The organism is Yinghuangia sp. YIM S10712 (genome assembly GCF_051388935.1).
Classification (GTDB): Bacteria; Actinomycetota; Actinomycetes; order Streptomycetales; family Streptomycetaceae; genus Yinghuangia.
Map to the genome: position 1 here is coordinate 208,180 of NZ_JBPKBI010000004.1, position 22,109 is coordinate 230,288.

The following is a 22,109-nucleotide window of genomic DNA, read 5'->3' on the forward strand; positions in this document are numbered from 1 at the left end:
CGCCCCCGGTGGGGGGCGCGCCCGTGGCGTCCGATGCCGAACTCCCGCTACTCCTCGGCAGATCCGGCCGTACCGTTGCCCGCAGCCGGTGCGTCGCCCGACTCCGGCGTCCCCTCGGACGCCGACGCCGACTCGCCCAGCAACCGACCGAGTTGCGCACCCACGATGCGCTTGAACTTGCGCTTCTGCGTGCGCGTCCGGTCCAACACCGCGACCTCAAGCTGCGCCGCCGTGATCCGGCGCTTTTCGGCGCCCTCCGGCCCGAGGACGTCCACAGCCACCCGCAGCGCCTCGTCGAGCGGCAGGCCCTCGCGGTGCGTGCGCTTGAGCTGCTCGGTGATCTGATCGGCGTTGCCGCCCATCGCCACGTAGTGGTGCTCGTCGGCGATCGAACCGTCGTACGTCAGACGGTAGATCTGGTCGTCGGCCGGCGTGCTGCCCACCTCGGCGACGATCAGCTCGACCTCGTACGGCTTCTCCCCACCGCTGGAGAAGATCGTGCCGAGCGTCTGCGCGTACACGTTCGCAAGACCGCGCGCGGTCACGTCGTGCCGCGCGTACGAATAGCCGCGGATGTCGGCGTACCGCACGCCGCCGATCCGCAGGTTCTCGAACTCGTTGTACTTGCCGACCGCCGCGAACGCGATGCGGTCGTAGATCTCACTCATCTTGTGCAGGGCCCGCGACGGGTTTTCCGCCACGAACAAGATGCCGTCCGCGTACGTCAACACCACCACGCTGCGACCCCGGGCAATGCCCTTGCGGGCGTAGTCGGCCCGGTCCGCCATGGCTTGCTGCGGCGACACATAGAAAGGCGTCGTCACCGTGGAGTCCTTTACTGGAAGGGGATCAAGGAGTCGCCGACCATCCGTCGAACCGTCGACACCATCAGTTCAAGGGGGCGTTCGGGCCGTTCGGACGGACCCGGCGCCCGTCGACGATCGCCTCGACCACCGTGCGGACCTGCTCGTCGCTCCAGCGGCTCAGACCCTCGTCGGTCACCACCGTCACGATCGGGTAGATCTTGCGCGACAGGTCGGGGCCGCCCGTCGCCGAGTCGTCGTCGGCCGCGTCGTACAGCGCCTGCACGCAGACCGTCACCGCGTCGTCGGCCGACAGATCGTCGCGATACAGCTTCTTCAACGCCCCGCGCGCGAACACCGAACCGGACCCCACCGACGTGAAACCGTGCTCGTCGCTGCGCCCGCCGGTGATGTCGTAGCTGTAGATGCGCCCGGTGCCTTCGTCCAAGTCGTAGCCCGCGTAGATCGGCACGACCGCGAGGCCCTGCATGGCCATGCCCAGATTGCCGCGGATCATCTGCGACAAGCGGTTGGCCTTGCCTTCGAGGGACATCGTGGCGCCCTCGATCTTCTCGTAGTGCTCAAGCTCGACCTGGAACAGCCGAACCATCTCGACGGCGATCCCGGCGGTCCCCGCGATGCCCACACAGCTGTATTCGTCGGCCGGGAACACCTTCTCCATGTCCCGCTGCGCGATGAGATTGCCCATGGTGGCCCGGCGGTCGCCGGCCATCACGACCCCGCCCGGGAACGTCACCGCGACGATCGTCGTCCCGTGCGGCGCCTCCACCGTCACCGGCCTGGCCGGCACGTCGCGCCGCGAGGGCAGCAGTTCGGGCTGGTACGCGTCCAGGAACTCGGTGAACGAGGACGACCCGGGGGTCAGGAAGGCAGCCGGTAGACGCCCGGTGCCACGCGTGTTGGCTTCCACACGATCCCTTCCAAGTAGGCGGCGGCCCGGCGCAAAGCGTCGGGGCTGTCCGTGAAGTGCCCAAGAACGGCATTGCAGTTGATGCAGAGTACGGCTCGGACCTTACCTGTTTCGTGATCGCGATCCACGTGTTCGGCCCTGGCCACGAGGCAGATCGCACAACGTCCGACCTGCTCTTCGACGGTCCGCGTGCAGCGACCCCGCGCGCCGCCGTACGTCCGCTTCACCTGCCGGGCCCGGTCCCGCACCACGTCGCGGACCCTGCGGTACGCCGTCGCACCGTCGAACGCGTGCGTGCCGGGATCCGGGAAATGCAGCTTGTTTTCCGGACAACGGACGGACCGCTCATGCCCCGAAGACACCTTGGCCTTCGGATGTACTTCTCGTCCTTTCGCCCGCCGCCGCTCAGTGTCAGCGCTCGCCGAACATTCCCGGCGATACGACCGCGTCGGCGAGCGAAATCTCGGAGATGAATGGGTTACCCGGCAAATGCCGTTTTCAACGCGAGCCTTTGTTGCCCGAGGGTAAAACGGGCATCTACCTCATTCACCACCCTTTTGCACAAATCCCCTCACGAAGTCCTCGGCGTTCTCCTCCAGCACTTCATCAATTTCATCAAGTACGGAGTCGACGTCATCCGTCAATTTCTCCTGGCGTTCTTGCAGGTCAGAGGCCTCAGTTGCCTCAGCCGAATTTTCTTCGACCTCTTCCGACCGCTTGTTCGCGCGAGCCTGTCCGCCGGTGTCCTTGGTAGCCATTCGACTCACCCCACCTTTTCTTCCGGATCCTGAGCGGAACGGTCGCGTCCCGCCCGACGGCCTGATCCAACGGCTCCGTGGAGCCGGGTACCAGACAGTACAAGCGTAAGGCGACAGTTGTTCCCGCTCTCGGGAATTCTTCTTGTCACAGGTTGCCGGGGCTCCGGGGCCAGGGAACGCCCCATCGCCTTTGTTCAGGACGGCCGGCTGCCGTGAGGTGCCGGGGACCACCGCCCGCGTCCTCGAAGACACGTTCGGTGTTTCCGGCGCCTCCACCCGCTTCTTCCCCCGGACGGCTGACGTTCACCCATCCGCGAACGCGTTCCCCTGCACGCGAACAAAGGTTTTCACCCCGTCGGATGACCCACCGGCAACGACCCCGCACCCAGCGCCTCGGAACCCGACCCGCGCTAGCCTCCGGTGAGGGCCGCGACCAGTTCCTCGGCCGTGCGGCAGCGGTCCAACAGCTCCTTGACGTGCGCCTTCGTACCGCGCAGAGGCTCCAGGGTGGGCACCCGCTGAAGGGAGTCGTGGCCCGGCACGTCGAAGATCACCGAGTCCCAGGAGGCCGCGGCGACCTCGTCGGCGTACTGCTCCAGGCACCGCCCGCGGAAGTAGGCCCTGGTGTCCTCGGGGGGCAGGTGTGCGGCCCGCTGGACCTCGGTTTCCGTGGCGATGCGCTCGAACCTGTTCTCCAGGCGGTTGTAGAGGCCCTTGTCGGGCCGTACGTCGGCGTACTGAAGGTCGACGAGGTGGAGACGCGGGGCGTCCCAGTCGAGGTTGTCGCGCTGGCGGTAGCCCTCCAGGATCTGGAGTTTCGCGACCCAGTCGAGCTCCCGCGAGAGCGACATCGGGTCGGTCTCCAGCCGCGTCAGGACGGATTCCCAGCGGGTCAGGACGTCGGCGGTGATGTCGTCGACATCGGTGCCGAAGCGGTCCTCGACGTATTTCCTGGCGAGTTCCAGGAACTCCATCTGGAGCTGGACAGCGGTGAGTTTGCGACCGCTGCGGAGCGTGATGAGCTGTTTGAGGGTGGCGTCATGGGACACCTGGTGAAGCGTGCGCACCGGCTGGTCCACGGTCAGGTCGTGGGTGATGAACCGGTCCTCGATCATCGACAGCACGAGGGCCGTCGAGCCCAGTTTGAGGTAGGTGGAGACCTCAGAGAGATTGGCGTCACCGATGATCACGTGCAGGCGGCGGTACTTCTCGGCGTCGGCGTGCGGTTCGTCGCGGGTGTTGATGATGGGGCGCTTGAGAGTCGTCTCCAGGCCGACCTCGACCTCGAAGTAGTCGGCGCGCTGGCTGATCTGGAAGCCGTGCGCGGCGCCGTCCTGGCCCACGCCGACCCGACCCGCGCCGCAGACGACCTGGCGGGAGACGAAAAAGGGCGTGAGATGCCGCACGATGTCGGCGAACGGAGTGCCGCGCTGCATGAGGTAGTTCTCATGGCAGCCGTAGCTGGCACCCTTGTTGTCCGTGTTGTTCTTGTAGAGCAGGATGTTCTGCCCACCGGGCACCTCGCCCGCGCGGCGGGCCGCCTCGGCCATGATGCGTTCCCCGGCTTTGTCCCAGATGACGGCGTCACGGGGGTTGGTGGTCTCGGGTGCGGAGTACTCGGGGTGCGCGTGATCGACGTAGAGCCGGGCACCGTTGGTGAGGATGACGTTGGCGAGGCCGACGTCTTCGTCCGTGAGCTGGCTGGCGTCGGCGAGTTCGCGGGCAAGGTCGAAGCCCCGGGCGTCGCGCAGTGGATTCTCTTCCTCGAAGTCCCAGCGTGCCCGGCGGGCGCGCTGCATGGCGGCCGCGTAGGCATTCACCACCTGAGACGACGTCAGCATCGCGTTGGCGCCGGGATTCCCCGGCACGGAGATCCCGTATTCGGTCTCGATGCCCATCACGCGCTGGACGGTCATGCGACCCCCTCGACGTTCAAACCCTGGCCACTCATCGCAATCACTCTAGGACGCTCTGCTACTATTCCCCTCGCCCGCCGGGTCGGCGGCGACTGTCTACGGAGCTGGTGCACGTCGTCAACAGTTCTCTCCCGGGGATGCAATCGGCGCGGTATCAGGCGGTCGGCAATGCAACGCGAGTGGTCAGACCACGTGTTGAGCCTATTACCGCCCGCACCGGTTCGGGATACTTCCGTCCCGACTCGTGCGGATGGACTGCCGTACACATGCCGCCGCGACCCACAGCGTGCTGTGGGCCGCGGCGGCTGGTGTCACAGGTACTGTCCGGTGTTGGCGACAGTGTCGATCGAGCGCCCGGTGTCGGCGCCCTGCTTGCCGGTGACGAGCGTACGGATGTAGACGATCCGCTCGCCCTTCTTGCCGGAGATCCGTGCCCAGTCGTCGGGGTTGGTGGTGTTGGGGAGGTCTTCGTTCTCCTTGAACTCGTCGACGCAGGCAGCGAGCAGGTGGGAAACGCGGATGCCCTTGCGGCCGGCTTCCAGGAACTCCTTGATGGCCATCTTCTTGGCACGTCCGACGATGTTCTCGATCATGGCGCCGGAGTTGAAGTCCTTGAAGTACAGGGTTTCCTTGTCGCCGTTCGCGTACGTGACCTCGAGGAAGCGGTTCTCCTCGCTCTCGGAGTACATGCGCTCGACGGCGCGCTGGATCATGTTGGCGACCGTGGTGATCTTGTCGTCGCCGTGCTCCTTGAGGTCGTCCTCGTGGAGCGGCAGGTTGGGGGTGAGGTACTTGGCGAAGATGTCCTTCGCGGCCTCGGCGTCCGGGCGCTCGATCTTGATCTTCACGTCCAGCCGGCCGGGCCGGAGGATCGCGGGGTCGATCATGTCCTCGCGGTTGGAGGCACCGATGACGATGACGTTCTCCAGGCCCTCCACGCCGTCGATCTCGGAGAGGAGCTGCGGAACGATCGTGTTCTCCACGTCCGAGCTGACGCCCGAGCCGCGGGTGCGGAAGAGCGAGTCCATCTCGTCGAAGAAGACGATGACGGGAGTGCCCTCACTGGCCTTCTCGCGGGCACGCTGGAAGACCAGGCGGATGTGCCGCTCGGTCTCGCCGACGTACTTGTTGAGGAGTTCGGGACCCTTGATGTTGAGGAAGTAGCTCTTGCCGTGCTCGCCGCTGACTCCCTTGGCCTCGGCGACCTTCTTCGCGAGGGAGTTGGCGACCGCCTTGGCGATGAGCGTCTTTCCGCATCCGGGCGGACCGTAGAGCAGGATGCCCTTGGGCGGTCGGAGTTCGTGCTCCTTGAACAGATCCGGGTGGAGGTACGGCAGTTCGACAGCGTCGCGGATCAGCTCGATCTGGTTGCGCAGACCGCCGATCTTCGTGTAGTCGATGTCCGGCACTTCTTCGAGGACCAGTTCCTCGACCTCGCTCTTGGGGACGCGTTCGTACACGTACCCGGAGCGCGGTTCGAGCAGCAGGGAGTCCCCGGCCCGGAGCGGGCCGTCGAGCAACGGTTCGGCGAGGCGCACCACGCGCTCCTCGTCGGTGTGCCCGATGACCAGCGCGCGTTCGCCGTCTTCGAGGAGTTCCTTGAGCATCACGACATCGCCGATCCGCTCGAACTCCATGGCGTCGACCACGTTGAGGGCCTCGTTGAGCATGACCTCCTGGCCACGCCGGAGGTCTTCGAGGTCGAGGTTGGGGCTGACGTTCACGCGGAGCTTGCGGCCTCCGGTGAAGATGTCGGCCGTGCCGTCATCGTTTGCGTTCAGGAATACGCCGAATCCGGAAGGTGGCTGCGCGAGCCTGTCCACCTCCTCTTTGAGGGCCACGATCTGATCGCGGGCCTCTCGGAGCGTCGCCACCAGCCGCTCGTTCTGCGTGGTCAGACCTGCGAGGCTGGTCTGGAGCTCGACAATGCGCTCCTCCAGCATCCTCGTCTGACGCGGCGAGTCGGCGAGCTTGCGACGCAGGACGGCGACTTCCTGCTCAAGAAAGGACACCTGGCTCATGAGGTCGTCCGTACCCCGAGCCGGCCTCCCGCCACGGTTCATGTCGTCGTCGTGGGCTGCCACGGTCCTCACCTCCTCCTGGGAGCTGCGACGTCTCCGACCCTACCTGTGGCAGGAGGGGTTGAAACCCCTTGATCAAAAGACGGTGCGGGCGTGTCCGACCTTCACCCTTGCTTTTGCCCCCACTGTTGTGTGGTGCAGATACCCACCGAACAACATCGGGAAGCCGCCGGCGGTAGGGTCTCTTGGTCGGTTCTGTCTGTGAAACGGTGAAGTGCGAGGCCTGATGTCCACGGAGAATGAGCCTCTTGAGGTGTGGATCGACCAGGATCTTTGCACGGGTGACGGGATTTGTGTGCAGTTCGCCCGCGATGTGTTCGAGCTCGACATCGACGGCTTGGCGTACGTCAAGGGCGACGACGACGAACTGCGCGTCGACGCAGGCGCAGCCGTACCGGTTCCGCCGTCGCTGCTGGTGGAAGTGATCGACGCCACACGCAAATGCCCAGGTGAGTGCATCCATGTGCGTCGTGTTTCGGACGGCGCCGAGGTCTACGGACCGGACGCCGCCTGAGGGTTCGTCCCCCGGAAGAGAGTCCCCGCACAGGACCCATGAGCGCGACGATGCGCCACCTTCGTCTGACTTCGCGTCATATGGCGTGCGCGCCAAGGAAGTCCTGCGGCGCGCGCGCTTTCAGGCGAGGTTTCCGGCCATTTCGGCAACGGCCTCACGGCACGAAGACGCGGACTTCCTCGATGTCGGGACAGCAGCGCGGGATCTCGTCGGTGGTCCAGCCCAGAAGAGTCGCGTGCACGTTGCCGTCGCGGACTTCGACGGACTTGACGAGGTGGTTGTCGCCGACGCCCATGAGTGTCGAGGCCAGCGTCGGGACCCCGTCGGCGGGGACGTCGTAGGTGTAGAGGGCGTCGGGGGCGGTCCCGGAGCCTGCTCCGCAGCGGACCTGGACGACGTAGGCGCTGTTGTCGGGGGTCAGCGGCCGAGCGTCGCGGACGTCGTAGGGCATTCCGTGGCATTCCATCGGAAAGCGGACGACGGACCAGTCGACGGTGAGGACACGGTCGCTGTTGCGGTCCGTCTGCACACCGCTTCGTGCGGTGTCGATGGCGACTGTCGGTTCAGGGGCGGGCGCGGGGCCCTCGGGGCGCGGTGCCTCGGCGTCGTGTACGGGTTCCGCGGTGGCGGGCGGCACGGTGCGCTCCGCCGGCGGTATGACCGGGTCCTCACGGTGACCGTCGGCGGGGCCGGTGATGCCGGGCCGTCCGCCTTCGAAGTTGGAGGCCGCCCATATCGCGACGCCGCTGATGCCGGTGAACGCCAGGATGACGACGGCGAGCACGAGCACCACAGAGTTCTTGACGTCGGGTTTCGGCTTGGGCCGCCGCGGGGGGCCGGCGGGTATGAGCCCGCCGCGCGCGGCTTCGGGGGCCCTCGCCTGGGCCGGCACCGCGCCGCCGCCGCGTTCGGGCGTGGGTGAGGCCGGCTGTGCCGATTCGGAAACTTCCGGGGAGTTGTGCGCGTCACCTGACACGGTGTGTTCGTCCGCCACGGTGCGCAACGTTAGTGGGCCGGTGGCCTGCGGTGAAAGGCCCAGTCGCGATCCGGGGGCGGCAACGGCCTGGTAGCCCGTCTGCCGCCCCCGCGCGGGACTTCGGGGTCAGACCTCGGGGGCCTCGTAGTCCTCGCCGTAGGAGCCCTTGGAGGGGCGTCGGCGGCGCATCGGGGCTTCGACGCCGTCGGCCATCCGGCGCGCGGTCACCAGGAAGCCGGTGTGCCCGATCATGCGGTGGTCGGGGCGTACCGCGAGGCCTTCGACGTGCCAGGTGCGGACCATGGATTCCCACGACTGCGGTTCGGTGAAGCACCGCATGGCGCGCATCGTCTCCACGGTGCGGGCGAGTTGCGTGGTGGTGGCGACGTAGCAGCAGACCAGGCCGCCGGGGACGAGGGCCTTGTGGACGGCTTCGAGGCATTCCCACGGGGCGAGCATGTCGAGAATGACGCGGTCGACGTCGGTCTCGACGAGATTGTCCTGGAGGTCGCCGACGGTGAGCTTCCACGCGGGGTGCGGGCCGCCGAAGTAGCGCTCGACGTTTTTGCGCGCGATGTCGGCGAAGTCCTGGCGGCGCTCGTACGACGACAGTTGCCCCTGGTCGCCCACGGCGCGCAGCAGGAAGGTGCTGAGTGCGCCGGAGCCGACGCCTGCCTCGACGACGCGGGCGCCGGCGAAGATGTCGGCCATGGCGATGATCTGACCCGCGTCCTTGGGGTAGATCACGGCGGCGCCGCGGGGCATGGACAGGACGAAGTCGGGGAGCAGAGGCCGCAGCGCCAGGTAGTCGAAGTTCCCTGAGGACCGCACGACGGTGCCCTCGGGGGCGCCGATGAGCTCGTCGTGGGGGAACGAACCCTTGTGGGTGTGGAAGGCCTTGCCCGCTTCGAGGGTGAAGGTGTGGTGGCGGCCCTTGGGGTCGGTCAGCTGCACTTGGTCCCCGACCTGGAAGGGCCCGCGACGGCGGGCGGCACCGGTCGGTTCGGACATGCGGACCAGCGTACCGGTCGCCGGAGGCCGGTTCGGCCACGGGATCTTCCGCCTGGTGACGCACCGCATAACATCGACGGCGTGAGTGTTTCCGGCGGGCCGCAGGGTCAGGACGATCAGCGGAGCGGGGCGGGGGGCTCGGGCGCGTCGGTGCCCGGGTCGGCGTCCGGTTCCTCCGCGGGATCGCCGGGTCCCGATTCCGGTGGACCGGGTGGACCCGATCGCGGTGCGCCGCCGGGCGGCGGGTTGCTGATGGGGCGCCCGTTCGGGGTGCCCGTATACGTCTCGTCGTCGTGGTTCGTCATCGCGCTGATCATCACGCTGCTTTTCGCACCGACCTTCGAGCGGTTGTTTCCGGGGTTGGACGAATGGCGCTACGCCGTATCGTTCCTGTTCGCGGTGTTGCTCTATTTGTCCGTTCTGGTCCACGAACTGGCGCACGCGGTCACGGCGTTGCGGTTCGGGCTGCCGGTGCACCGGATCACGATCCAGTTCCTGGGCGGGGTTTCGGAGATCGACAAGCCGCAGACCGCGCGGCGGGAGTTCGCGGTGGCCGCGGCCGGCCCGGTGCTGTCGCTGGCGCTGGCGGGCGCGTTCTGGGGTGTCGGGCTGGCGTTGGACGTGGATTCGTTCGCCGGGCGCATGGTGGCACTGCTGGCGGTGTCGAACCTGATGGTGGCCGCGTTCAATCTGCTGCCCGGGCTGCCCCTGGACGGCGGCCGGATGCTGCGCGCGGGTGTGTGGGGGGCGACGCGGCGGCCGATGGCCGGGACGGTTGCGGCATCGTGGGCCGGCCGTGTTCTGGCGGTCGTGGTGCTGTTCGGCGCGGTGTGGTGGTCGCGCAACGACGAGACGTGGGTGCGCGTCTACACGGTCGTGTGCGGCGGTCTCATCGCGGGATTCATGTGGACGGGTGCGGTCCAGTCGCTGCGCGCCGAGCAGTTGCGCGAACGGCTGCCCACGCTTCGGGCGCGGGGGCTGACGCGGAGGGCGATCCCTGTCGCGGCGGATCTGCCGTTGGCCGAGGCGCTGCGGCGGGCGGGCGAGGCGGGCGCGCGGGCGCTGGTCGTCGTCGACGGCAACGGCAGTCCGATCGCGCTCGTGCGCGAGTCCCGGGTGGTGGAGACGCCGGAGCAGCGTCGCCCGTGGGTTCCGGTGGGGCCCTTGGCTCGGGACCTGCGCCCGGGAATGCGGGTTTCGGCGGATCTTGCCGGGGAGGATCTTCTGGCCGCGTTGCGTGCCGCTCCGGCGAGCGAGTACCTCGTGGTGGAGGCGGACGGCAGCGTGTACGGCGTGCTCGCCCGCAGCGACGTGGAACGGGCTTTCGTGGACTTGATGCGTCGGGCCCCGGCCGGCGGGTGACTTCGGCGCTCGGTGTCGGTGGCACGGGTTTCGTTCGAACGTCCTGCTTCACCGTTGCGGGTGGGTCGCGGGTGAGCGGATGCGGGGTTGTCCGGGGCGGCCCGTACGCTGCTATGCCATGACTGTGACCGGAGCCGACCCCTCTTCCGCAGGTCCTGCCGACGCCGTGGCGGCGGAGGGCGGTGCGGCGGCCGAGAGTGGGGCGCGGAGAGCCCCGGCCGATTCTCGCGCGGTGTCGTTGTCGCCGTCGCGGGCGGGCGACTTCATGCAGTGCCCGTTGCTGTACCGGTTCCGGGTGATCGACAAGTTGCCGGAGAAGCCGAGTGCGAGCGCGACGCGCGGAACGGTCGTGCACACGGTGCTGGAGCGGCTGTTCGACCTGCCGCGGGGCGAGCGCACTCCTGCGGCGGCGGTGGCGATGCTGCGGCCTGCCTGGGATGAACTGCTGAGCCGGCGGCCGGAGTTGGCGGAGCTTTTCGCGGACGGCGAAGGCGCCGTGAAGGCCGAGGAGTTGGCGGATTGGCTGGCGGGGGCGGAGAAACTCGTCGAACGCTACTTCACGTTGGAGGATCCGAACCTCCTGGAGCCCGCACGCCGAGAGCTGTATGTCGAGGCCGAGTTGGAAGGCGTGGAGGGCGGCCTGACGCTGCGCGGGTACATCGACCGGCTCGACGTCGCGCCGGGCGGCGACCTGCGCGTGGTGGACTACAAGACCGGCAAGGCGCCTTCGCCGCAGTTCGAGGACAAGGCGCTGTTCCAGATGAAGTTCTACGCGCTGATGCTGTGGCGCCGGCACGGACGGCTGCCCCGGCGCCTGCAACTGGTGTATCTGGGCAGCGGGAACGTCGTGTGGTACGACCCCGACGAAGCCGATCTCCTCGCGGTGGAGCGCAAGTTGCGCGCGCTGTGGGAGGCGATCCGGCACGCCACACGGACCGGTGAGTGGCGTCCCAAGCGCACGCGTTTGTGCGACTGGTGCGATCACCAGGCGGTCTGCCCGGAGTTCGGCGGGACACCGCCGGTCTATCCGCTGCCGGTGATCCCCGCGCAGGCCTGACGCGCCGGCGACGCAGGGGGTCCGGCGGGCGCCTCAGAGGGCGCCGGGACGCACGAGGCCGCTTTCGTACGCGTAGACGGCGGCTTGCACGCGGTCGCGCAGGCCGAGCTTGGTGAGCACATGGCCGACGTGGGTCTTGACGGTGGTCTCGCTGACGAACAGCTCGGCGGCGATCTCGGCGTTGGACATGCCGCGCGCGACAAGGCGCAGCACCTCGACTTCGCGTTCCGTGAGCATCGCGAGGGTGTCGGGTGTCGGGTCCTCGGCTGCGGGCAGGCGCGCGGCGTACATGTCGAGGAGGCGGCGCGTGATGCTGGGCGCCAGCAGCGCGTCTCCGTCGGCGATGACGCGGATGGCGGCGATGAGGTCGTCGGCGGGGACGTCCTTGAGGAGGAAGCCGCTCGCTCCCGCGCGCAGTGCCTCGACGACGTACTCGTCGAGGTCGAAGGTGGTGAGCACGAGGACGCGCGCGGACCCTGCCGCCGCCTGGCCGCCATCGCGGCCGCCGACGATGCGGCGGGTCGCCTCGACGCCGTCCATGCGCGGCATGCGGATGTCCATGAGGACGACGTCCGGTTGCAGTGTGCGGACGAGCTCGACCGCCTGGAGGCCGTCGGCTGCCTCGCCGACGACGGCGATGTCCGGCTCGGCTTCGAGGATCATGCGGAACCCGGTGCGCAGCAAGGGCTGGTCGTCGACGAGGATCACGCGGATCGTCATGCTGGGTTCTGCTCCAGTCGGTCGGTGCGGTCGGTGCGGTCGGTTTCGGTGGCGCGGTCGGTGCGGAGTTCGCGCCCCGTGGACGCCGGGCGGTCGCCCGGGGGCAGGGGTATCCGGGCGAGGACCTCGAAGCCGCCTCCGGCGCGGGGCCCGGCGTACAGGCGTCCACCGTAGAGGGCGACCCTTTCCCGCATCCCCAGCAGGCCGTGTCCGGTGCGTCCGTCGTCGCGTGCGTCGAGGTTCGCGGCGGCTCCGCGGCCGTCGTCGGCGACGCGGACGAGGAGCTCGTCGTGGCGGTAGCGCAGCAGCACGCGGGAGCCCGCCGGCCCGGCGTGTTTGAGGGTGTTGGTGAGTGCTTCCTGGATGATGCGGTACGCGGCGAGGTCGATTCCGGGGGGCAGCTCGGTGGGGACGCCTTCGATGGACAGCTCGACGGGGACACCGGCTTCGCGCACCTGCTGGACGAGCACTTCCAGCGCGTCGAGGCCGGGCTGCGGCGCGTTGTGGCCTTCGTTGAGCTGGACCGTTCCGCCGGCTTCCTCTTCGTTGCCGCGCAGAATGCCGACGAGGCGCCGCATCTCGACGAGTGCCGCCCGCCCGGTCTGCTCGACGGCGGCCATGGCCTCGCGGGCGCGGTCGGGGTTGCGTGCGATGGTGCGCTGCGCGGCGGAGGCCTGCACGGTCATGACGGACACGTGGTGGGCGACGACGTCGTGGAGCTCACGGGCGATGCGTCCGCGTTCCTCGGCGAGTGCGGCGCGTGTGTCGGCTTCGCGGGTGTGCATGAGCCGATCGGCCCGGGCCTCGAGTTCGGCGGTGTAGGCGCGGCGGAATCCGACGCTGCGGGCGAATGCCCAGACCGCGAAGAGCGCGGCGAGGTTGGCGAGGACGTCCACGAAGCCGAGTTGGCGGCGTCCGATGGCGAGCCACAGCAGGGTGGTGCCTTCGGCGAAGAAGAGGGCGAACGCGGCGGGGATGCGCGGGCGGCTGACCGCGGCGCTGTACATCGCGACGAGCTGGCCGAGGCTGGCTCCCGTGGCGCTGTAGTGGTTCGCGGCCAGGATCAGGAACGGAATGGTGACCGCGACCAGGACGCGGAGCGAGTGACTGGAGCGCCACAACAGCGGTACGACGCACAGAACCGCGAGCACGACTCCGAACGCGTCCGGTTCGCGCCGCTGGGTGTCGCCGAGATCGTCGATGAACAGCCCGCCGATGGCGAGGGCGCCGAGGACCACGACGAGGAGGATGTCCAGCGGGGTGGGCTTGCAGCGGACCGTTTCCTCGGCCTGGTGGAGCTCGTCGAGCCAGTCGAGCGTGCGGTCGCGCAGGCGTTCCCGGCGCGTGGCGCGGGGGGTGGCGCGGGGGGTTTGCGGGTCCGCCGTGGCGGGCGTGCCGGAATGCGCGTCGTCGTGGGCGGATGTCACAGGGTCCACGGTAAATGCTGTGACCAGCAGAATCCGCCGTCCGGGTGACGTCTCGTTCGCACGGAGGACCGGGTGGGGCTCGTGTGCGACCTGGGGAGGAGCGGGGGTGGCGGTGGTGGTCGGGTGCGGTCCCGTGTCGACTCGAACCCGAGATCGAGGGATTTCCCTGACGACGGTCTACCCGCGTGGTCTGGAGACTGTCGGTGCACGGGGGCTCCACCGCGGTGGGCCGCCCTGGCAGCCCGGGACGGCGTCCGCGTCGTCCACGTCGTCACAAGATCCACGGGGGATTTTGTGGAGGCGGCCGGTCCACGGGGTGGACCGGGTTCGGGATGCGGGGCGGCCCTTCGGGGCGCGGCGGAAGCTTCGGAACCGGCCGTCGGCGAAGGGGAGCGCCGGCGCCGGGTCCGGACGGGGCGCGGTCGGCCGGGGAGAACGGCCGCGGAGCACACAATCGGGGGAACGCACGGGGATCGGGAGCGGACGGACCAAATGGGCTGTCCGCTCCCGCTGTCTTCGAGGCACCCGCTCCGGCTGTACCGGTCAGTGACCGGCCAGGCGCCGGCGTACGGCGTGGTTCAGGAACGGCAGGTCGACGCTTTCGAGCGAGGGCACCACGGTGCGCCGGGGGCCCGCGGGGATCTCCGTCATGCTCGGCACCGCGACGACCACGCACCCGGCGGCCTCGCCCGAGGCCACGCCGGTGCGGGAGTCCTCCAGCACCACGCACCGGTCGGGGGCGGCGCCCAGTGCCTCGGCCGCGGTCAGGTAGGGCTCCGGATGGGGCTTGGGCAGGGTCACCTCGTCGCCCGCGACGGTGACGCTGAAGTGGTGGGCGCCGAGCGAGGGCAGCACGGCGTCGACGATGGCCCGGTACGACGCGGTCACCAGGGCCAGCGGCACTCCGGCGGCGTCCAGCTCGGCGAGCAGGCGTTTGGCGCCGGGGCGCAGGTCGACGCCGCTGCTGAGGGTTTCGACCATGCGGGCGTTGATGCGGCGTTCGAGTTCCGCGGGGGCGATGTCGACGCCGGAGACGCCGATCAGGTAGGCGACGGCGGGGTCCATGGGACTGCCGAGGAGGCGTTCGGCATGCTCGGGGCCGAGGTGGAACCCGAGGTCGGCCATGACCGAGACCTCGGTGGCGAACCAGCTTCGTTCGGTATCGACCAGGGTGCCGTCCATGTCGCACAGCACCGCTTGGAGGTCCTGGGCCGCACCGGGGTAGGCGTGGGCTTCGAGAGCCGTCATGGCCACCTGCCTTTCGTTCTCCTGGCCCGATCGGTCTCCGGTTTCGATGGCCGGGTCGGGCGACGCGTCGCGCCCCCTCCTCCACTCGCTCGCTCGCTGGTGATGGGCCCTCGATTGTGCGCGGCGGGGCGGTTGGAGGCAAGCGCGGGCACCGGCGCGTCGCGGGTCTTGGCCCAGGTTTGGCGCGGTGTTCGCGGCGGGGTCGGGCGATTGTCGCGGGGTGTTCGGGCGGCGTCGGGTCCGCGCACACGCGCCGATACGGGGCGTGCCCGGTCTGGCCGGCAGGGGAACGGAACGCCGGGCGAGGTTCAGCGGGGTGCGTAGGCCGAAACGGTGACTTCGGCGCCGACGTGCAGGGGCGCGGGCAAGGCGGCGATCCTGCCGCGCACGGTTTCCGGGTCGGTGTGCCATGCGCTCGGGCCCATGGCGACGACGCTCGCGGCGTCCGCGTGGCCGAGGGTCATGCGGAACGCGACGCTTCGGGCGTCCAGCGGGGTGAAATACGGGCTGAGTGCGGCGTCGAGGCGGGCCTTCTTGTCGTCGTCGACGCTGAGGAGGTCGAGCACGGTGACAAGCTCGGCGAGGTGCCGGACGGTGGGTGTGACGACGACGAGCCTGCCCTGCGGATGAAGGACTCTGCGCAGCTCGGCGGGGTTGCGCGGGGCGAACACGTTGAGGACCAGCGCGGCGGTGCCGTCGCGGACCGGCAGGGGTTGCCAGGCGTCGCAGGACGCCGCGGCGGCGCGCGGGTGGGCTTTGGCGGCGCGGCGCAGTGCGTATTTGGAGATGTCGAGGGCGAGGCCGAGTCGTCCGGGTGCGGCTTCGAGGGCGTGGGCGAGGTAGTGCCCGGTGCCGGCTCCGACGTCGACGATGACGCCGGGGGCGGTGGTGTCGGCGGCGTGCGCGGCGAGTGCGTCGGCGATGGGGCGGTAGTGGCCGGCTCCGAGGAAGGCGTCGCGGGCCGCGACCATGGCGGCGGTGTCGGCGGTGCCGGTGTTGGCGTCGCCCGCCAGGAGTCCGGCGTACCCCTGGCGGGCGATGTCGAAGGTGTGGCGTCCGGCGGCGCAGCGCAGCACGCGGCGGCCCGCGTCGTGGTCGAGAGACGCCTGGCAGTGCGGGCAGCGCAGGATGTCGGCGATGTCGTGCAGCACTGCCGTTTCCTGTGCCTCCTGTGACGTTCGTGCGGTTTCGTGCGGACTCATGCGGTCGGGTGCGGTCGGGTGCGGTCGGGTGCGCCGGTCGGCGGCTCACCGGGCGTTGAAGTACTTCGCCTCCGGGTGGTGCAGCACGATGGCGTCGGTCGACTGCTCGGGGTGGAGCTGGAATTCGTCGGACAGGTTGACGCCGATCCGGGTGGGGTCGAGCAGAGTCACGATCTTGGCGCGGTCCTCCAGGTCGGGGCACGCTCCGTACCCGAGGGAGAACCGGGCACCGCGGTAGTCCAGTTTGAGCATGCCGTCGAGGTCGGCGGGGTCCTCCCCGGCGAATCCGAGCTCGCTGCGTACGCGCGCGTGCCAGTACTCGGCGAGCGCCTCGGCCAACTGCACGGACAGGCCGTGGAGTTCGAGGTAGTCGCGGTAGGAGTTGGCGGCGAACAGCTCGGCGGTGGCGTCGGAGAGGCGTGAGCCGACGGTGACGACCTGGAAGCCGACGACGTCGATCTCCCCGGATTCCTCGGGGCGGAAGAAGTCGGCGAGGCACAGGTGGCGGTCGCGGCGCTGCCTGGGGAACGTGAAGCGTGTGCGCTCGGAGCCGTCCTCGTGCAGCACGATGAGGTCGTCGCCCTTGGACACGCAGGGGAAGTAGCCGTAGACGACGGCGGCTTCGAGGAGGTTGTCGGTGACGAGCCGGTCGAGCCAGTAGCGCAGGCGTGGGCGCCCTTCGGTCTCGACGAGTTCCTCGTACGTCGGCCCGCTGCCGCCACGCGTGGGCTTCAGGCCCCACTGGCCCATGAACGTGGCGCGTTCGTCGAGCCAGGAGGCGTAGTCGGCGAGCTGGATGCCCTTGACGACGCGGTCGCCCCAGAACGGCGGGGTGGGGACGGGGTTGGTGGTGGACACGTCGGATCGCGCGGGCATGTCTTCGGGGGCGGTCTCGACGAGGGACGCGGCGGCGACCTTCCGGCGCTTGAGCGGCGGCAGTTCGGCGCCGGGCACGCCGCGCTTGACGCCCATGAGCGCGTCCATGAGCCGGAGGCCTTCGAACGCGTCGCGGGCGTAACGGACTTCGCCGGCGTAGATGTCGTGGAGATCTTCCTCGACGTAGGCCCGGGTGAGGGCGGCGCCGCCGAGGATGACGGGGTAGCCGGTGGCCAGGCCGCGCTGGTTCAGCTCCTCCAGGTTTTCCTTCATGATGACGGTCGACTTCACCAGGAGACCGGACATGCCGATGACGTCGGCCTTGTGGTCCTCGGCGGCTTCGAGGATGGCCGAAACCGGCTGTTTGATGCCGATGTTGACCACGTTGTAGCCGTTGTTGCTCAGGATGATGTCGACAAGGTTCTTGCCGATGTCGTGGACGTCGCCCTTCACGGTGGCCAGGACGATGGTGCCCTTGCCGTCGGCGTCGGTCTTCTCCATGTGCGGTTCGAGGTATGCGACGGCGGTCTTCATCACCTCGGCGGACTGCAGCACGAACGGCAGTTGCATCTGACCGGAGCCGAACAGTTCGCCGACGACCTTCATGCCTTCGAGCAGGGTGTCGTTGATGATGTCGAGGGCGGGCCGAGTGGCGAGCGCCTCGTCCAGGTCTGCTTCGAGGCCCTGACGCTCGCCGTCGATGATGCGGCGTTCCAGCCGTTCTTGGAGCGGGAGCGCGGCAAGCTCTTCGGCGCGGGAGGCCTTGACCGATCTCGTGTCGACGCCTTCGAACAGTTCGAGGTAACGCGTGAGGGGGTCGTACCCCTCGCGGCGCCGGTCGTAGACGACGTCGAGGGCCACCTCGCGCTGCTCGTCGGGGATGCGCGCCATGGGCAGGATCTTCGAGGCGTGCACGATGGCCGAGTCGAGCCCGGCCTGGACGCATTCGTGCAGGAACACGGAGTTGAGCACCATGCGCGCGGCGGGGTTGAGGCCGAACGAGATGTTGGACAGGCCGAGCGTGGTCTGCACGTCGGGGTGGAGCTGCTTGAGCCTGCGGATGGCCTCGATGGTCTCTAGGCCGTCGCGCCGCGTCTCCTCCTGCCCGGTGCAGATGGTGAAGGTGAGGCAGTCGACGATGACGTCCGAGACCTTGAAGCCCCAGTTGTCGCGCAGGTCGGTGATCGTACGATCGGCGATCGCGACCTTGCGCTCGGCGGTGCGCGCCTGGCCTTCCTCGTCGATCGCCATGACGACGACGGCGGCGCCGTGCTCCTTGGCGAGCGCGGCCATGCGGGCGAACCGCGAGTCGGGGCCGTCGCCGTCCTCGTAGTTGACGGAGTTGACGACGGCGCGTCCGCCGAGCGCTTCGAGGCCGGCCTGGATGACGGCGGGCTCGGTCGAGTCGAGGACGATCGGCAGCGTGGTCGCGGTCGCGAGGCGGGTGGCGAGCTCGCGCATGTCCTCGGTGCCGTCGCGGCCCACGTAGTCGACGCACAGGTCCAGCATGTGGGCGCCGTCACGGGACTGGTCGCGGGCGATCTCCAGGCACTTCTCCCAATCCCGCGCGAGCATCGCCTCGCGGAATGCCTTGGAGCCGTTGGCGTTGGTGCGCTCGCCGATGGCGAGGTACGAGGTGTCCTGCCGGAACGGGACGGACTGGTACAGCGAGGCCGCGCTCGGCTCGTGCCGCACGTTCCGCTGCGTCAGCTCGCGGCCCCGGACGCGCTCGACGATCTGCCGCAGGTGTTCGGGCGTGGTGCCGCAGCAGCCGCCGACGAGCGCGAGGCCGTACTCGCGGGTGAACACGTCGTGCGCGTCGGCCAGCTCCTCGGGGGTGAGCGGGTAGTGGGCGCCGTCCTTGGTGAGTACGGGCAGGCCCGCGTTCGGCATCGCGGAGACACCGATCTCCGCGTGCCGGGCGAGGTGCCGCAGGTGCTCGCTCATCTCGGCGGGACCGGTGGCGCAGTTGAGGCCGATGAGGTCGACGCCGAGGGGTTCGAGGGCGGTGAGGGCGGCGCCGATCTCGGAGCCGAGCAGCATGGTGCCGGTGGTCTCGACGGTGACCTGGACGAAGACGGGGAGGTCGGTCCCGGCGGCCGCGTTGGCGCGGTGTGCGCCGATGACGGACGCCTTCGTCTGGAGGAGGTCCTGGGTCGTCTCGACGAGCAGCGCGTGGGCGCCGCCGGCGATCAACCCGGCTGCGTTGGCCTGGTAGGCATCGCGCAGCGCGGCGTAGGTGGTGTGGCCGAGGCTGGGCAGCTTGGTGCCGGGGCCGATCGAGCCCAGAACCCACCGGGGCTGGTCGGCGGTGGAGAATCCGTCGGCCACTTCGCGGGCGATTCGCGCGCCGGCCTCGGAGAGCTCGAAAATCCGATCGGCGATGTCGTATTCGCCGAGGTTGGCGAGGTTTGCGCCGAACGTGTTGGTCTCGACGCAGTCGACACCGACCGAGAAGTAGGCCTCGTGCACGGAGCGCACGATGTCGGGGCGCGAGATGTTGAGGATCTCGTTGCAGCCTTCGTGGCCTTGGAAGTCGTCGAGGGTGGGGTCCTGCGCCTGCAGCATCGTGCCCATGGCGCCGTCCGCGACGACGACGCGGGTGGCGAGTGCGGTACGGAGTTGCTGGGGGGTCGCAGATGCTGCGGTCATCAGGATTCTCCCTGGGTGCGACGGCTGTCGGCTTCGCGGCCCGGGCCGGGCCTGGCCCGCATGAGGGCCGCGAACAGCCTAACCGCGCCGCGCCCGGATCTCTTCTGGCATCCCACCAGGTGGGCGCATCTCACAGCATGGGCCCGCCGGAGCCGGGCAGTCCGGAGGCGGGAACACCGGCGGCCTCGGCCGTGTTCCCCAGGGATCGGCCCGGGGACGCCATCCGGCCGGCGTGCGGCCCGCCCGGATCGTTCGGGCGGGAAGCCGTAGGCTGGACACGACGGACCTGGGTAGGAACGACGGTACGAATCGACGATGGCCGGCTGAGGCCGGCGAGGAGGCACCGGCTTGATCGAGCTCGACGACATCCCCGAGCTGGTGGACCCCGTCATGGTGGCCGCGTTCGAGGGGTGGAACGACGCGGGCGACGCCGCGTCCGCCGCCGTCGCGCACCTCGACCAGGTCTGGGGCGGTGAGGTCTTCGCGGCGTTGGACGCGGAGGACTACTACGACTTCCAGGTCAACAGGCCGACCGTGTGGCTGGACGGCGAGACGCGGCGCATCACGTGGCCGACGACGCGCCTTGCGGTCGTGCGGGTGCCCGAGCCGCGCCGCGACATCGTGCTGGTGCACGGCATCGAGCCGAACATGCGGTGGCGGTCCTTCTGCAACGAGCTGCTGGGGTTCGCGCACGAGCTGGGCGTCGAGACCATGGTGACGCTGGGCGCACTGCTGGGTGACACGCCGCATACCCGTCCGGTTCCGGTGACCGGGACGACGTCGGATTCGGTGGTCGCGCGCGGTCTGGGGTTGGAGCAGACCAAGTACGAAGGGCCGACGGGCATCGTGGGTGTGCTCCAGGAGGCATGCGCGCACGCGGGGATGCCCGCGCTGACATTCTGGGCCGCGGTGCCGCACTACGTGTCGCAGGCGCCCTCTCCGAAGGCGACGCTCGCGCTGCTGCGCAAGCTGGAGGACTTCCTGGACGTGTCGATCCCGATGGGCGAGCTCACCGAGGACGCGCGGGCGTGGCAGCTCGGGGTGGACCAGTTGGCGTCGGAGGACGCCGAGGTCGCCGAGTACGTGCAGGCGCTGGAGGCGGCGCGTGACGCGGAGGACCTCCCCGAAGCGTCGGGTGAGGCGATCGCCTTGGAGTTCGAGCGTTACCTGCGGCGCAAGGGCGGCGAGACCGGCCAGTAGCCGGGTCGACACGTGTCTTGGGGCGCTGTACCCGTGTGTCATACGTCCGTCCAGGCCGGCGTCGTGTAACCCGTTCGGGTTCATCCGAAGCACGGCCGCGAGGGGCGGCAAAGCCTGGCATCCCGCCCGATTACGGGCGGTTGATGACTTTCCGGGTGTGATGAGGGGCACGTATGCCTGTGCCACCAGGCTGCCGTCGATAGGGTCGTCGCGGCTTCCGCGGCAGGTCGAATCAGGGCCGACCTGCCTTCGCGAACCCGGTCGGCGGGAAGACAAGCGGCCGGCCGTCCACGCACGCCCTTAACGGAGGGAGCACGCGTGTCCCAGCCCGTCCAGCCTGTCGACCCCGCAGGCGTTCCGGCGCCGGTCGAGACGGATCTGCTGATCATCGGAGCGGGTCCGACCGGCCTGTACGCCGCCTACTACGCCGGTTTCCGCGGCCTTCGCGTCGCGGTGCTGGATTCGCTGCCGGAGATCGGCGGCCAGATCACCGCTATGTATCCCGAAAAAATGATCTACGACGTGGCGGGGTTCCCGGCCGTCAAGGGTCAGGATCTCGTCGACGCGCTCGGCGAACAGGCCGGGCAGTTCGATCCGGTGTATCTGCTCGGGCACCGCGCCGAACAACTCGACCACGGTGACGAGTCGGTCACCGTAACCTGCGACACCGGGCTCGCGGTGACCGCCAAGGTGGTGCTGATCAGCGGTGGGATCGGCACGTTCAGCCCGCGTCCGCTGCCGGCGGCCGACGCATTCACCGGCGACGGTGTGATGTTCTTCGTGCCGCGCCTGGCCGAGCTCGCCGACCTCGACGTGCTGATCGTCGGCGGCGGGGACTCGGCGTTCGACTGGGCGATGAGCCTGGAGCCGCTGGCGAAGTCCGTAACGCTGGTGCACCGGCGCGACAAGTTCCGCGCCCACGAGCACACCGTGCAGCGCGTCCTGACGTCGCGGGTGGAGGTCATAACGTCCGCCGAGGTCGCCAAGCTGCACGGGAACGGCCGTGTCGAGGCGGCGGACATCGTCGCCAAGCTGGACGGGGCGGTACGCACGCTCCCGACGCAGGCGGTGGTGGCGGCGCTGGGCTTCGTGGCGGACCTGGGGCCGATGAGCCGGTGGGGCCTGGAGCAGCGCAAGCGGCACATCCTCGTCGACTCGACGATGCGCACCAACTTCGCCCGGGTGTTCGCGGCCGGCGACATCGCCGACTACGACGGCAAGGTGAAGCTGATCGCGACCGGGTTCGGCGAGGCGGCCACCGCGGTCAACAACGCGATGACGGTGGTCGACCCGGCGGCGAAGGTGTTCCCGGGCCACTCGTCCGATTCCGCCTGACCGAAACGCGCCCAGGTGGGGGCCGCGGCACCGAGGTGCC

Annotated in this window: 17 protein-coding genes and 1 pseudogene; 5 read left to right on the plus strand and 13 right to left on the minus strand. The window is 69.3% G+C overall.

What is annotated here, in order from left to right:
* Positions 1 to 47: 47 nt before the first annotated feature.
* From prcA to arc, 6 genes are all read right to left on the minus strand, one after another.
* Positions 48 to 824, minus strand: a complete 777-nt coding sequence (gene prcA, locus ACRX5W_RS12880) for a proteasome subunit alpha (protein WP_436788202.1) — start codon at positions 822 to 824, stop codon at positions 48 to 50.
* Positions 825 to 888: 64 nt separating this feature from the next.
* A complete protein-coding gene (prcB, locus tag ACRX5W_RS12885; protein WP_436788203.1) occupies positions 889 to 1,734 on the minus strand; it encodes a proteasome subunit beta in 846 nt (281 codons plus the stop codon).
* Positions 1,686 to 2,096: an endonuclease VII domain-containing protein gene (locus ACRX5W_RS12890; RefSeq protein WP_436788204.1), complete on the minus strand. Its 411-nt coding sequence runs from the start codon at positions 2,094 to 2,096 to the stop codon at positions 1,686 to 1,688. The genes prcB and ACRX5W_RS12890 overlap by 49 nt, the downstream gene beginning before the upstream one ends.
* 180 nt (positions 2,097 to 2,276) lie before the next feature.
* The gene (locus tag ACRX5W_RS12895) at positions 2,277 to 2,492 is read right to left on the minus strand and encodes a ubiquitin-like protein Pup (protein WP_436788205.1); all 216 of its coding nucleotides are present in this window, start codon (positions 2,490 to 2,492) and stop codon (positions 2,277 to 2,279) included.
* A gap of 410 nt (positions 2,493 to 2,902) precedes the next feature.
* Complete coding sequence (dop, locus tag ACRX5W_RS12900) at positions 2,903 to 4,408, minus strand: depupylase/deamidase Dop (RefSeq protein WP_436788206.1); 1,506 nt, start codon at positions 4,406 to 4,408, stop codon at positions 2,903 to 2,905.
* Between the two features lie 311 nt (positions 4,409 to 4,719).
* The gene (gene arc, locus ACRX5W_RS12905; protein WP_436788207.1) at positions 4,720 to 6,492 is read right to left on the minus strand and encodes a proteasome ATPase; all 1,773 of its coding nucleotides are present in this window, start codon (positions 6,490 to 6,492) and stop codon (positions 4,720 to 4,722) included.
* A 223-nt stretch (positions 6,493 to 6,715) separates the two neighbouring features.
* On the opposite strand from arc, the gene ACRX5W_RS12910 reads away from it, so the two are divergent.
* The gene (locus tag ACRX5W_RS12910; RefSeq protein WP_436788208.1) at positions 6,716 to 7,003 is read left to right on the plus strand and encodes a ferredoxin; all 288 of its coding nucleotides are present in this window, start codon (positions 6,716 to 6,718) and stop codon (positions 7,001 to 7,003) included.
* 154 nt (positions 7,004 to 7,157) lie between these two features.
* Here the strand turns inward: ACRX5W_RS12910 and ACRX5W_RS12915 are convergent, their stop codons facing one another.
* Positions 7,158 to 7,997, minus strand: a complete 840-nt coding sequence (locus ACRX5W_RS12915) for a hypothetical protein (protein ID WP_436788209.1) — start codon at positions 7,995 to 7,997, stop codon at positions 7,158 to 7,160.
* 108 nt (positions 7,998 to 8,105) lie between these two features.
* Positions 8,106 to 8,990: a tRNA (adenine-N1)-methyltransferase gene (locus ACRX5W_RS12920; protein WP_436788210.1), complete on the minus strand. Its 885-nt coding sequence runs from the start codon at positions 8,988 to 8,990 to the stop codon at positions 8,106 to 8,108.
* A gap of 252 nt (positions 8,991 to 9,242) precedes the next feature.
* Between ACRX5W_RS12920 and ACRX5W_RS12925 the strand changes: the two genes are divergently transcribed.
* Together ACRX5W_RS12925 and ACRX5W_RS12930 are read left to right on the plus strand one after the other, a co-directional pair.
* Positions 9,243 to 10,352 carry a M50 family metallopeptidase gene (locus ACRX5W_RS12925; RefSeq protein WP_436788211.1) on the plus strand — a complete coding sequence of 370 codons (1,110 nt, stop codon included), beginning with the start codon at positions 9,243 to 9,245 and terminating at the stop codon, positions 10,350 to 10,352.
* Positions 10,353 to 10,470: 118 nt separating this feature from the next.
* Positions 10,471 to 11,409 (plus strand): RecB family exonuclease, encoded by a 939-nt coding sequence (locus ACRX5W_RS12930; RefSeq protein ID WP_436788212.1) that lies wholly within the window; start codon positions 10,471 to 10,473, stop codon positions 11,407 to 11,409.
* Positions 11,410 to 11,442: 33 nt separating this feature from the next.
* Here the strand turns inward: ACRX5W_RS12930 and ACRX5W_RS12935 are convergent, their stop codons facing one another.
* The 5 genes from ACRX5W_RS12935 to metH form a co-directional block, all read right to left on the minus strand.
* The gene (locus ACRX5W_RS12935; RefSeq protein WP_436788213.1) at positions 11,443 to 12,129 is read right to left on the minus strand and encodes a response regulator; all 687 of its coding nucleotides are present in this window, start codon (positions 12,127 to 12,129) and stop codon (positions 11,443 to 11,445) included.
* Positions 12,126 to 13,556, minus strand: a complete 1,431-nt coding sequence (locus tag ACRX5W_RS12940) for a sensor histidine kinase (protein WP_436788214.1) — start codon at positions 13,554 to 13,556, stop codon at positions 12,126 to 12,128. Before ACRX5W_RS12940 ends, ACRX5W_RS12935 begins: the two co-directional genes overlap by 4 nt.
* 543 nt (positions 13,557 to 14,099) lie before the next feature.
* On the minus strand, positions 14,100 to 14,804 hold the full coding sequence (locus tag ACRX5W_RS12945) for an HAD family hydrolase (RefSeq protein ID WP_436788215.1): 705 nt from the start codon (positions 14,802 to 14,804) through the stop codon (positions 14,100 to 14,102).
* Positions 14,805 to 15,112: 308 nt separating this feature from the next.
* Positions 15,113 to 16,006 carry a methyltransferase domain-containing protein gene (locus ACRX5W_RS12950; RefSeq protein WP_436788216.1) on the minus strand — a complete coding sequence of 298 codons (894 nt, stop codon included), beginning with the start codon at positions 16,004 to 16,006 and terminating at the stop codon, positions 15,113 to 15,115.
* A 45-nt stretch (positions 16,007 to 16,051) separates the two neighbouring features.
* Positions 16,052 to 19,534 carry a methionine synthase gene (gene metH, locus ACRX5W_RS12955; protein ID WP_436788217.1) on the minus strand — a complete coding sequence of 1,161 codons (3,483 nt, stop codon included), beginning with the start codon at positions 19,532 to 19,534 and terminating at the stop codon, positions 16,052 to 16,054.
* A 348-nt stretch (positions 19,535 to 19,882) separates the two neighbouring features.
* Between metH and ACRX5W_RS12960 the strand changes: the two are divergent.
* Positions 19,883 to 20,731 (plus strand): annotated as a pseudogene (locus ACRX5W_RS12960) (PAC2 family protein); the annotation flags it as partial.
* A gap of 321 nt (positions 20,732 to 21,052) precedes the next feature.
* A complete protein-coding gene (locus ACRX5W_RS12965) occupies positions 21,053 to 22,069 on the plus strand; it encodes an NAD(P)/FAD-dependent oxidoreductase (protein ID WP_436788218.1) in 1,017 nt (338 codons plus the stop codon).
* Positions 22,070 to 22,109: the final 40 nt, after the last annotated feature.